Genomic DNA, 12,562 nt, shown 5'->3' on the forward strand with positions numbered 1-12,562 from the left:
CGAATGCTATCGCGGCCGGCAACGCCTCGGGTGCCTCCGGCCTCGATGCAGCGGCGTTCGGATACATATCCAAGGCCACGGGTGACTTTAGCACCGCCATGGGCGCTGATGCCAATGCGACGGCCACATCCACTACGGCGATCGGCCAGAACGCGTTCGCAACCGCCGTTCAGGCAACCGCTGTCGGCGTCAACGCCAATGCTAGCGGCGCGAGTGCGCTCGCGCTGGGCGCCAACGCCGCTGCGGGCAACGCGGGCGACGTGGCACTTGGTTCGGGCAGTGTCACCGACGTCGCCGTCGGCACCACCAGCACGACGATCAACGGCACGGCCTACAATTTCGCCGGCACGACACCGACCTCGACGGTCAGCGTCGGCGCAGTCGGAACCGAACGCACCATCACCAACGTCGCGGCGGGGCGGATCAGCGGGTCTTCGACGGACGCGATCAACGGCTCGCAGCTCTTCGCCACCAACCAGGCGGTCGACGCCATCGGCACGACGGTCAACAACATCAACACGGGCGGCGGCATCAAGTATTTCCATGCCAACTCGACGGCGGCGGACTCGTCGGCGACGGGGGCGGACTCGGTCGCGATCGGACCTCTCTCGACTGCGACAGGGGCGAATGCCATCGCGGCAGGCAACGCTTCGGGGGCTTCCGGCCTCGACTCAGCCGCTTTTGGATACATAGCCAAGGCCACGGGTGACTTTAGTACTGCCATGGGCGCTGATGCCAATGCGACGGCCACATCCACCACGGCGATCGGCCAGAACGCGTTTGCGACCGCCGTTCAGGCAACCGCTCTCGGAGTCAACGCCAATGCTAGCGGCGCGAGTGCGCTCGCGCTGGGTGCCAACGCCGCTGCGGGCAACGCGGGCGACGTGGCGCTTGGCTCGGGCTCGGTGACTGCGGTCGCGGTCGGCACGCCCAATGCGGTGATCAACGGCACGACCTATGCCTTCCAGGGTACCACTCCAGCCTCGACGGTCAGCGTCGGCGCAGTCGGCGCCGAGCGTACGATCACCAACGTTGCGGCGGGGCGGATCAGCGGGTCTTCGACGGACGCGATCAACGGTTCGCAGCTCTTTGCCACCAACCAGGCGGTCGACAGTCTTGGTACTCAGGTCACCACCATCGGGGGCCAAGTCACGCAGAACACGACCGACATCAGCAATCTCGGCAATACGATCAACAATATCGCCGGTGACACATCGGCGACCTATACCGACGCCAATGGCGATGGCATCCGCTATGTGCGCACCAATGACAGGACCCTTGCCGTCAGCGACTCCTCCGCGCAGGGCATCGGTTCCACCGCGGTCGGATATAATGCGACTGCCGTCGCCGACAGTTCGCTTGCGCTTGGACGAGAGAGCCAGGCTACCATCGATGGCGGCGTAGCGCTCGGCTCCGGCTCGATCTCCAACCGTGCCCTCGCACCGGCCACCGGCCAGATCGCGGCCGGTCCATCGAACTTCATCGAATACAACACAACCGATAAAACGTTGCTGGGCGCGGTCTCTGTCGGTTCGGATACGTCTTACCGGCAAATCACCAATGTCGCCGACGGCACAAGCTCTCAAGATGCCGTCACGGTTCGCCAGCTTCAGGGCGCCATCGCTTCGGTTGCGGCCTCGCCGAGCAAATACTTCCATGCCAATTCAGCCGCCGGCGACTCCCTTGCCGTCGGCGCCGAGTCGGTGGCGGTCGGCCCGACGACAGTAGTCAATGGTGACAATGGTATCGGTATCGGCAACGGCGCGATCGTCGATCAGGTCGCGCCTGGCGGCACGGCCATTGGCCAGAATGCCCATGTCATGCTGGCGGACGGTGTCGCACTCGGCACGAACTCGACGGCGGCGGGCATTCAATCGGTCGCGCTCGGCGCCGGTGCGCAAAGCAACAACATCAACAGCGTTGCGCTCGGCGCGCAATCCATAACCTCCGTGGGGGCACAGACGAACTATACCGCCTTTGCCCTTGCGAGCCCGCAAACCTCCGTCGGCGAAGTGTCGATCGGTTCGGCCGGATCGGAGCGCAAGCTGACCAATCTCGCGGCCGGTTCGGCAGACACCGATGCCGTGAATGTTAGCCAGCTCAAGAGTCTCGGCACCAATGTCACCAACTTGATCGGCGGCAACACGACCGTAAACCCCGACGGGTCGATCACCGGTCCAACCTACAACATCCAGGGCAACAACTATTCGACCGTATACGACGCCTTCGGCGCGGTCGACAACACGCTGACCAGCATCACCAATGGCGGCGGCATCAAATATTTCCGCGCCAATTCGACGCTGGCGGACTCTGTTGCCTCTGGCACTGATAGCGTCTCGATCGGTCCGGAAAGCGTTGCCAGCGGGACGGACAGCCTGGCTGCCGGTCATGGAGCAGCGGCTACGGGGGCGGGTGGCGTTGCTCTCGGTCAGGGCGCGCAGGCCAATAATGCCAATGATGTGGCATTGGGCTCCGGTTCCACAACACAAGCGGCGGTCGGTACGTCCAGCACCACCATTCAGGGCAAAACTTATGACTTTGCCGGCACCGCGCCTGTCGGAACGGTCAGCGTTGGTGCTCAAGGTGCGGAGAGGACCATCACGAACGTCGCCGCCGGCCGCATTTCCGCCGACAGCACCGACGCCATCAACGGATCGCAGCTCAACGCGACCAATTCGGCGATCAATGATCTGCAGACCGGCGTCGGGACCATCACCAAAAACGCCGTTACCTATGACCTCAATCCGGATGGCAGCAAGAAGAATAGCATCACCCTGCAGGGCGGTGATGTGAACGCGCCGGTGGTCATCTCTAATGTCGGCAAGGGTGTAGCCCCGACCGACGCCGTCAATGTCGCCCAATTGGGCGACAGTATCACCCAGGCCAATTCCTACACGGACACGGCCGTTGCCAATGGCTTGACTTCGGCCAACAACTATACGGACCAGAAATTCGGTCAATTAAACCGGGAGATTGGCGACGTACGGTCGGAGGCAAGGCAGGCGGCCGCAATCGGGCTCGCAGCGGCATCGCTTCGTTATGACGATCGCCCCGGCAAGCTTAGTGTGGCGGTGGGCGGCGGCCTGTGGCGGGGCGAAGGCGCTCTCGCCTTCGGCGCCGGCTACACCAGCGAGAACGGCCGGGTTCGCGGAAACCTGTCGGGTACGGCAGCCGGCGGACAAGTGGGCGTCGGTGCCGGCCTCAGCTTTACTTTGAATTGAGCCCGTCATGTTCAAAGGAGCGCTTTCCGGCGTCCTGGCCTTCATGACCTGCCTGCTCCTGTCCGGCCCACATGCGGCCGGGCAGGAGGCCGCATCTTCCGGTTATCGCATAAAGCCTTCCGAGGTCGTCGTGCCCGCCGAGGCGAAGCTTGGCGACTATCAAAGGACCATCCGTCCATTCGAAAACTGGACACTGATCTGCGATGAGAACCTGAAGGTGCGTCAGCGGGTTTGCAACGTGACCCAGATCATCGAGAACGAGGCGGGACAGGTTGCATTCAGTTGGTCGCTCGCGGCCACCAAGGGAGGCGAGCCCTATATGATCCTGCGTACCGCGCCGGTCGCCAAGAACGATGGTCGGATCTTGCTGAGCTTCGACGGGCGCAAGGAACCGATACAGGTTCGGCTCGACGGATGCAGCAAGACGGTTTGCGTCGGCATGCTGCCGGTGGGCCCCGTCCTGCGTGAACAGATTTCCAAAAGCGCGGCACCGACAATTTCCTATCCGACGATGGATGGGCAGACGATCAGCGTAACCGCAACCCTCAAGGGCCTTTCCACAGCCGTTAAGGCAATCAAGTGACGGATAGATTTTCAATGAACCAGCAATCAATCCACGATCGGATCATGTCCCGGAGCCAGGGTGGCGCTGCTGTCCAGAGCGGAGCAGACGACCAGGAAAAGCCGAAGCCGAACTGGCGGAAAGCGACGATCCTCTCGTTGCTCGCAATCGCTGTCGTCGGTGCTGCCGGTTACGCCGCCTTGCGATACAATGTGGTTGGCAACTTCATATCGCAGCCGGCCGTTGCCGGGACGAATGACGTCAACCCGGCGCTGCCGGATACGCCGTTTCTACAGCACGCCAAGCAGGCTGGCCTGCAATCCTGCTCCACCGTCTTTCCGGTGCTTGGAGATTTGCTGACGAGCGGCACCCAATACAATGTCCAGTCTGTCTGGAACAACGAGGCGGCTGACAAGCATGCGGTGCAGGCGCTTGTGGGCATGAATTATGCCACTCAAGGCTATAGCGGGCCGGCGGCCGGCATCGTCTTCGCGGCACCCGTCGCATCCGGCTGCGAAGGCTCAATGGTTCGTGTCGCGCCGTTCACCGCCTCTTGCCCTGATATTTCGGCCAAGTTTCCGAACGGAAGCAAGCTTGTCAACAATCTCGGGCAGGTCGGCGTCTACCAACTGGCCAATGACGGAGGCGAGGCGATGCTTCTGCCAACCGGAAACGGTTGCGTCGTCATTTCCGTGGCCTCGGCAGCAGGAAAACAAGGAAACGCAAAATGAGATCGAGATTCGTCATTGCAGCAATTGGCATCTTATTGGTCTCCACGGGGCAGCTGGGCGCGGCTGATCTCTTTGCACCGGAGGAGGCGCCGGTTCCGCCGCCTCAAGAGGAACGCGGCATCTGGGCGGCGATCGCCTACTCCACCCCCGATGAAAAGCATGGTTTCTTCTGGGGTGCCGACAAGCGGCAGGAAGCCATGGATATCGCGCTCAAGCATTGCGAACGGGACGGGGGCAGCAAATGCACCGTGGTCACCGTATTCCGCAATCATCGGCATTGGGATGACGACGACAATACCGGTTTTCCCTACAATCATTGCGGCGCGCTCGCTATCAGCAAGGAAGAAAACAATCGCGTCACGCCGTGGGGCGCAAATTCGGCACCGACGCGCCGGGAAGCTGAAGACCTCGCTATCAAGGCATGCGAACACTCGGGAACACAATGCAAGGTTCGCGAGTGGGTGTGTACCTGACCCAGCCATAATCACATACGGCCCGCCAGGATAGAAACCAAATATAAAGGACGTGCCCCTTTGCCGATCTCGACATCGACCTCATTTCATAAGACAAGCGCCGGCACGTCTCGTGCGAAGTTCGCCCTTCTTTGTTCGAGCATTATCTTCATGCTCGCTCCGGCAGCCTTTGCCCAATCGGCTCTGCCAAACGGCGCATCGACGCTGCAGGAGACCTACCAGGACTGGCGGGTTGCATGCAGCCAACGCGACAAGGCGACTGCATGCGCGATTTCGCAGGATCAGACCCAGCAAAATGGTCAGAGGTTGCTTGCAGTCGAGATGCAGGTGCGCCCTGATGGCAGCGCGATTGCAACCTTCCTTCTTCCGTTCGGCATCGTCCTCGACTCCGGTGTGACGCCGAATGTCGATGATCAGCCGCCTTTAAAGCCGGTGCGTTTCCGCACCTGCTTGCCGACGGGATGCATCGCCTTGCTTCCGATCGATGCCGCAACACTTGCCAAATTACGGACCGGCTCACGCCTGAACCTCAGGGTTACCGCCGATGCGGACAAGCCACTGAGCTTTCCGGTGTCGCTGCATGGCTTCTCGGCCGCCGTCGATCGCGTAGCCGCCTTGAACCCCAGATAGGGATGCCGGAAAAGCCAAAGTTTACGATCCCGGTAAACAGATATTCTTAGTCAAGGTGCCGGCTTGAGATGAAAACTTCGAGAGCCCTTGTTCGCGTCAGCTACTCACGATAGCGGAGAATGTCGACGAGCAGGGTCAGGGCCGGTGAAGAGTGCCTCCGGCTCGGATAGTAGAGGTGATAGCCGGGGAAATAGGGACACCAGTCCTCAAGAACCCGGATAAGCCGCCCTTCGGCAACGTAAGGGAGCACCTGATCCTCCGGCATGTAGGCCACGCCCAGCCCGTCGAGAACCGAGTGCAGTCTCATGCCGAGATTGTTGAACACGAGCTGCCCTTCGCCGCGCACCTTCACCTCTCGTCCATCCTTCTCGAGACCCCAGGGAAAGAGCCCGCCATAGGTCGGAAGCCGCATATTGATGCAGCTATGTGCGGTCAGGTCCTGTGGCGTTTGCGGAGCAGGCCGCCTCTCGAAATAGGCCGGCGATCCGACGACGGCCATTCGCATCTGGGGACCAATACGCACAGCAATCATATCCTTTGCCACCTGTTCGCCCATGCGGACACCGGCATCAAAGCCCTCGGCAACAATATCGGTCAGGCCATAGTCGACGATGATCTCGACGTTGATGTCGGGATAGTTCGGCAGAAACCGCTTGAGAGCGGGTTGAAGCACGGAGATGGCCGGATGCTCGCCGGCCGTGATGCGTATTGTGCCGGCCGGCTTGTCGCGCAACGCACTCAACGCCGCCAACTCCGCTTCTATATCCTCGAACCTCGGCGCGACTGTTTGCAGCAGGCGTTCGCCCGCATCGGTTGGAGCCACGCTGCGCGTCGTGCGCGTGAGCAAACGGAACCCAAGCCGTTCCTCCAGGGCGCGGATCGTCTGGCTGAGCGCAGATTGGGAGATCCCTAACTTTGCTGCCGCCTTTGTGAAGCTGCGCTCCTTCGCGACGGTGGCAAAAGCAGCGAGGTCGTTGAAGTTTTCGTGCGGCATTGATTAGCCCATCTTATAGGAACATGTAGATTATAACACCTAATCGCATGGCGCCAGGCGCGTTAAATTCGGGCCAATCCGCAAAATGACGAAACGAATGGCGTTGCGGCGCGTGGTGGCTGCTGACGGGTAGCACCCTCGGACATCAAGGAGAACGACGATGGAAAAGAGACGGATTGGAAATCTCGAAGTGTCCGCGCTCGGCCTTGGCTGCATGAGCATGAGCGCTCTCTACGGGCCGCCGGCCGACAAGGCCGAGATGATCAAGCTCATCCGGGCCGCGCATGATCGCGGGGTGACGCTGTTCGACACGGCTGAATCTTATGGTCCCTTTATCAACGAGGAGCTCCTTGGCGAAGCGCTTGTCCCGATCCGCGACAAGGTGGTTATCGCCACCAAATTCGGCTTCGATATCGACCTGAAGACCGGCGAGCGCCGTGGGGGTATGAACAGCCGACCGGACCACATCAAGGCCGCTGTCGATGCCTGCCTAAAGCGCCTGCGGACCGATCGCATCGATCTCTTGTACCAGCACCGTGTCGATCCGGAGGTGCCGATCGAGGATGTGGCTGGTGCCATCAAAGAGCTGATTTCCGCGGGCAAGGTCAAGCATTTCGGTCTTTCCGAAGTGGGTGTTCAGACGATCCGCCGAGCGCACGCCGTCCAGCCGATTACGGCGGTCCAGAGCGAGTATTCGCTGTTCTGGCGCGGGCCGGAGGTAGAGCTTTTGCCGGTGCTTGAGGAGCTCGGCATCGGCTTCGTGCCGTTCAGCCCGCTGGGTGCCGGTTTCCTAACCGGCAAGATCGACGAGAACACCAAGTTCGATCCGACCGATTTTCGCAACAATGTGCCCCGCTTCTCACCCGAGGCCCGCAAGGCGAACTTCGCCCTAGTCGACCTCATCAAGGCCGTCGGTGAGCGCAAGGGTGCAACGCCGGCTCAGGTCGCGCTCGCCTGGCTGCTCGCCCAAAAGCCCTGGATTGTGCCGATCCCCGGCACCACCAAGCTGCATCGCCTTGAGGAGAACCTTGGAGCGGTCGATCTCGAACTGAGTGCGGACGATCTCGCGGAGATCAACACGGCGGTGTCGAAGATCGAAGTTCAGGGCGAGCGCCTTTCCGAGGCCGCACTGAAGATGACCGGCCGATAGAGGCTGATGGAAAATGGGCACCTCCGGGCTGCACTCTGCCTGCATGGCCCTTTCGATGTTGCTCTCGTCAGCGTCCGTGGAAGCTGGTGGGAGCGACGGCGCGCAATCCAATGGAGACGCTACGATGCGTCTGGAGCGTCAATCAAACGAAAGAGCATCCGCGCATTTGCGCCCTGACAGCCGGATAGCCGACATGCTGGGCAGCCCCGCTTTTGCGGGCTTCGATCGATTGCTGTTGCCCTGGGACAATCGTGGCTATGACCAAAGGATGCGCCTTCGCGATATCGGTTCGCTTCTGCCCTATCACAGTCATGTGGATCCCGTGAATGTCGTCTCGGCGCTCAATCGCATGATCGATGACGTGAACAAGGGCGGAACGATCTTCTACGACTTTTACACCGAGGCGCGGAAACGGGAAGATCCGAGCAAAGAGAATACTGGCTTGTTTTTCTTTCGCGGCGAACCGGGCGCGCCCTTCGCTGTTGTCTCTCCCGGCGGCGGGTTTGCCTATGTCGGCTCTGTTCACGAGGGCTTTCGCTATGCCTCGGAGATCAGCAGCCGCGGATACAATGCCTTTGCGCTGAGATACCGGGCCGGAGGTGGCGGCCGGGTCGCGGCCGAGGACCTTGCGGCCGCCATCTCCTACATCTTCAAGAATGCCGGCACTCTCGGTGTCGACAACAGGGACTATTCCCTGTGGGGCAGTTCGGCCGGAGCGCGGATGGCGGCGGCGATCGGTTCGCACGGCGTCGCGGTTTTCGGTGGCGACGATCTTCCCAGGCCGTCCGTGGTCGTGACGGCTTACACCGGCCATTCAGACCATGCGCCCACGGAGCCTCCCACTTTTGTCGCCGTCGGTGAGCAAGACGGAATCGCACCTCCATCCCTCATGGAAAGACGCATTGCGGCCCTGCGCCAAGCCGGCACCGAGGTCGAATATCATAAATACAGTGGTCTTGGTCACGGCTTCGGACCCGGCATCGGCACCAGCGCCGAAGGATGGATCGCGGATGCCGTCCGGTTCTGGGAACGTCACATGAAAAATAGCAGCCACCAATTGCGAGGAAACGCCATGGGCAAGTCGCGGATTAATTAGCTCAACTTCTAAAGCCTATCAGACTTAGCTGTCTAATAAAAAAGTCACATTGCGTTTAGCGTTGGGGTCGTCTTGATTTGATAGAAGGACCCGACTGTGAGCGCCTGTAAGTATCTATTCGCACCATTACTGGTGTCCACCGGCATCCTGATATCGCCTGTGGCAATGGCTCAGCAGGCGAGCAGGCCCGAGCCGCTCGTCATTCAGGAGCAGGGCAGCTTTGCGGTCGGGGGCAGGGTTGCAACGGCACCCGGCACTTTCGATCCGAGGAAGCCGCTGGAACCTGCCGGGCAGACTTATCACGGCGATCATCTCTACGCCTTCTATCAGGTCCCGGTTAATCCGCGGAAGTTTCCGATCATTATGTGGCATGGCGCCGGCCAGTTCTCCAAGACATGGGAGACAACGGCGGATGGTCGCGAGGGCTTCCAGACCATCTTTCTGCGCCGGCGTTTTTCCACCTATCTGATCGACCAGCCGCGTCGGGGCGATGCCGGTCGCAGCATGATCGAGACGACAATCAAGCCGACACCGGACGAACAGCTCTGGTTCAACCAGTTCCGCGTCGGCCTCTGGCCGAATTACTTTGAGGGCGTCCAGTTCGACCGCAGCCCTGAGACGCTCAATCAGTTTTTCCGATCGATGACGCCCAATACCGGGCCGTTCGACATGAACGTTGTTTCCGATGGTGTCTCCGCGCTGTTCAGCCGGATCGGTCCCGGCATTCTCTTTACCCATTCGCAAGGTGGCGGACCCGGCTGGCTGGCCGCTATCAAGAACCAGAATGTCAAGGCGGTCGTCTCGTTCGAGCCCGGCAGCAGCTTCGTTTTCCCCGAAGGCGAGGTGCCCGCTCCGATCCCAAGCGCCTTTGATACCGTTCAAGGCGCGACGGTCCCCACGGAGCAGTTCATGGCACTGACACGGATTCCGATCCTCATCTTCTACGGCGACAATATTCCAGACCATCCGGTGGACCTGCCGGCGCAGGATAGCTGGCGTGCCCGACTTCAGATGGCCCGGCTATGGCGGGACGCGGTCAACAAGCATGGCGGCGATGTGACCGTCGTGCACCTGCCGGAGATCGGCATCAAGGGCAACACGCACTTTCCCTTTTCGGACCTGAACAACGTCGAGATCGCGGATCAGGTATCGAAGTTCCTCGACGAGAAGAACCTCGACTGATCCCGCGTTGGCGCCTTTCGTCTGTCGATGTTGGCGTCGGCGTTTTTTGCACTGGGACAAAGGAATGCAAATGAAGACAATTGTGCTGACTATCCTCTCGCTATCCCTCCTTGCTTCGGCGGCGTTGGCCGAGCCCGAGCGGGCGGTCGTCGTCACCCGCGCCGGCTCGCAACCCTCTACCTTGGGACCCGCCGACAATTTCACCGGCTCCGTGCGTGTCGATTCCCGGTTTCAGAGGGATGCTCCGGCGCGGATCGGCGGCGGGATCGTGACGTTCGAGCCCGGTGCGCGCAGTGCCTGGCACTCGCACCCGCTCGGCCAGACGCTGATTGTCACGGCTGGGGTCGGCCTGGTCCAGCAGTGGGGCGGTCCCATCCAGGGCATCAGACCTGGCGACGTCGTCTGGATTCCGCCTGATGTCAAGCATTGGCATGGCGCGCCCGCCACCACGGGCATGACCCATATCGCGATCGCTGAAGCGCTTAATGGCAAGTCGGTGGACTGGATGGAGCAGGTTTCGGACGAACAGTACCGGCGCTAGGCCGCATCAATGCGCTTTCCAATTCACTTTGCAAACTCGCTCGAGGTTATTCATGAAGGCATTTGCAAGCCGTTTCCTGGTGATCTCTATGGTCGTTGCCGTTGTGTCGCTTGTCGGATGGCAGGCGGCCGCGGAAACCAATCGCGTGAACTTCCCCGAAAACCTCGATCAGCTGGTGCATTACACGACCGTTCGACGCGGCAATGTGACCGAGCACATCATGACGACACGCGAGGCGATGGAAGCCGTCAGGAACGGACAGCTTACCCGAGCGGCACCTATTTCGTGCTCGTCGACCATTGGGATGGCAAGCTCTACCGATATTTCGTCATGGAAAAGGGCAGCGGCTGGGGCGCCGACTATGACGAACGTCGCCGCACCGGCGACTGGCAATTCCAGTGGTTCTGGCCCGACAAGACGGTCAACATGAGCGAGAATACCGCTCGCTGCCAATCCTGCCATCAAGGGCAAGCGGAGAGCGATTACCTTTATTCCGGTTACCGCATTCCCAGGTTCAACGGCACGCCGGTCGAATAGGTTGAGGGCCAGTGCCTTGAGTGCCGTGGTTGGCATATTCTTCATATAATCAAGCATGCTGATTAATTTTCACGAGATTTAACAAGAAATAATATTCAGAAATACCGGAGTCGTATTGCGGCCCCCGTCGTGTTGAACCGTATGCGAGCGTCGGCGCTGGTTCAGTCATAAGTGGCCAAGCTGCACAGGGGATCAAACACTTGGCTTGTTTGCGGTACGTCGAGGGCTGGGTATGGGTATCTTAGGCTGCATGATCCTGCTTGCCATCCTCATTTTTGCTCTCAACCGCGCTGTTGGGCCCTACCTTCTTGAAGATGATGACGACGATAGCTGGGGCTGGTGAGGTTTCGGCGGCAAATGCCTTCCTGATAACTCGTTCAGTGCAGCCGCTTGCCGCTTGCTGGGTCGAACAGATGTATCTTCCGCGTATCGATCCTGAGCGGGATGGACTGGCCAACGGATACCGAGGGGCGGTCCCTGACGGAGGCGATGATCGATTGGAAGCCGGCCTGCAATTGCAGGTGCGTATCGGAGCCTGTCGGCTCGATCATGGTGACCTTCGCCTGCACGCCGTCCGTGTCGACGGCAATATGTTCGGGCCGGATGCCCAATTGAACGGACTGTCCGATATAAGCGCGTACATGATCCGGCAGCGGCCAATGCACACCCTCCGCTGTTGCCAGCGCCACCGTTCCGTCCCGGTCGACGACCTGACCGTCGATGAAATTCATCGACGGCGATCCGATAAATCCGGCGACGAAACTGTTGGCCGGTCTATCGTAGATTTCGAGCGGCGAGCCGACCTGTTCGATGTGGCCGCCGCGCATCACCACGATGCGGTCGGCCATGGTCATGGCTTCCATCTGGTCATGAGTCACATAGACCATGGTGGTGCCGAGGCGCAGGTGCAGTGTCTTGATCTCGGTGCGCATTTGAACGCGTAACTTGGCGTCGAGATTGGAGAGCGGTTCGTCGAACAGGAACACCGCCGGGTTGCGGACGATGGCGCGCCCCATGGCCACGCGCTGGCGTTGCCCGCCAGACAGCTGACGCGGGTAGCGGTCGAGGAGCGCGGTGATATCAAGAATGCCGGCGGCGTCATTGACCTTTTGTTCGATTTCCTGCCGGCTGCGGCGCGCCAGTTTCAGCGAAAATGCCATGTTGTCGCGAACGGTCATATGCGGATAGAGCGCATAGGATTGGAACACCATGGCGATGTCGCGCTCATTGGGCTCGAGGTCATTGACGACGCGGTCGCTGATTTCGATCTCGCCATCGCTGATGCTTTCAAGGCCGGCAATCATCCGCAGCAAGGTGGATTTGCCGCAGCCCGAAGGTCCCACAAGCACGACGAATTCTCCGTCCTCTGCCGCGACGGATACGCCGTGCAAAACTTCGAGTGCACCGTAGCGTTTGACGGCATTGCGGATTGTCAGTTTCGCCAT

The 12,562-nt window shown here is 60.5% G+C and carries 11 protein-coding genes and 1 pseudogene; 10 read left to right on the plus strand and 2 right to left on the minus strand.

What is annotated here, in order from left to right; translation table 11 throughout:
* From AB6803_RS17875 to AB6803_RS17895, 5 genes are all read left to right on the plus strand, one after another.
* The coding region (locus tag AB6803_RS17875; protein ID WP_371110145.1) for a YadA-like family protein at positions 1-3,221 on the plus strand (3,221 nt) is incomplete at its 5' end.
* Positions 3,222-3,228: 7 nt separating this feature from the next.
* Positions 3,229-3,804 (plus strand): invasion associated locus B family protein, encoded by a 576-nt coding sequence (locus AB6803_RS17880; protein ID WP_371110146.1) that lies wholly within the window; start codon positions 3,229-3,231, stop codon positions 3,802-3,804.
* Positions 3,805-3,818: 14 nt separating this feature from the next.
* On the plus strand, positions 3,819-4,514 hold the full coding sequence (locus tag AB6803_RS17885; RefSeq protein WP_371110147.1) for a hypothetical protein: 696 nt from the start codon (positions 3,819-3,821) through the stop codon (positions 4,512-4,514).
* Positions 4,511-4,987 carry a DUF4189 domain-containing protein gene (locus AB6803_RS17890; RefSeq protein ID WP_371110148.1) on the plus strand — a complete coding sequence of 159 codons (477 nt, stop codon included), beginning with the start codon at positions 4,511-4,513 and terminating at the stop codon, positions 4,985-4,987. The genes AB6803_RS17885 and AB6803_RS17890 overlap by 4 nt, the downstream gene beginning before the upstream one ends.
* A 150-nt stretch (positions 4,988-5,137) precedes the next feature.
* Positions 5,138-5,617, plus strand: coding sequence for an invasion associated locus B family protein (locus tag AB6803_RS17895; RefSeq protein ID WP_371110149.1), 480 nt, complete (start codon positions 5,138-5,140; stop codon positions 5,615-5,617).
* A 100-nt stretch (positions 5,618-5,717) separates the two neighbouring features.
* Here the strand turns inward: AB6803_RS17895 and AB6803_RS17900 are convergent, their stop codons facing one another.
* A complete protein-coding gene (locus tag AB6803_RS17900) occupies positions 5,718-6,611 on the minus strand; it encodes a LysR family transcriptional regulator (protein WP_371110150.1) in 894 nt (297 codons plus the stop codon).
* Between the two features lie 160 nt (positions 6,612-6,771).
* Between AB6803_RS17900 and AB6803_RS17905 the strand changes: the two genes are divergently transcribed.
* The 5 genes and pseudogenes from AB6803_RS17905 (at position 6,772) to AB6803_RS17925 (ending at position 11,117) form a co-directional block, all read left to right on the plus strand.
* A complete protein-coding gene (locus AB6803_RS17905; RefSeq protein ID WP_371110151.1) occupies positions 6,772-7,761 on the plus strand; it encodes an aldo/keto reductase in 990 nt (329 codons plus the stop codon).
* Between the two features lie 193 nt (positions 7,762-7,954).
* Entirely contained in the window at positions 7,955-8,857 is a 903-nt protein-coding gene (locus AB6803_RS17910; protein WP_371110152.1) for an alpha/beta hydrolase, read from the plus strand.
* Between the two features lie 165 nt (positions 8,858-9,022).
* On the plus strand, positions 9,023-10,039 hold the full coding sequence (locus tag AB6803_RS17915) for an alpha/beta fold hydrolase (protein WP_371110259.1): 1,017 nt from the start codon (positions 9,023-9,025) through the stop codon (positions 10,037-10,039).
* A gap of 70 nt (positions 10,040-10,109) precedes the next feature.
* A complete protein-coding gene (locus tag AB6803_RS17920) occupies positions 10,110-10,580 on the plus strand; it encodes a cupin domain-containing protein (RefSeq protein ID WP_371110153.1) in 471 nt (156 codons plus the stop codon).
* A 52-nt stretch (positions 10,581-10,632) separates the two neighbouring features.
* Positions 10,633-11,117: pseudogene (locus tag AB6803_RS17925) on the plus strand (cytochrome P460 family protein).
* A 377-nt stretch (positions 11,118-11,494) separates the two neighbouring features.
* Here AB6803_RS17925 and AB6803_RS17930 read toward each other — a convergent pair.
* Positions 11,495-12,562: an ABC transporter ATP-binding protein gene (locus tag AB6803_RS17930; RefSeq protein ID WP_371110154.1), complete on the minus strand. Its 1,068-nt coding sequence runs from the start codon at positions 12,560-12,562 to the stop codon at positions 11,495-11,497.

The organism is Rhizobium sp. RCC_161_2, from assembly GCF_041355235.1.
In the GTDB taxonomy this organism is placed as follows: Bacteria; Pseudomonadota; Alphaproteobacteria; order Rhizobiales; family Rhizobiaceae; genus Rhizobium.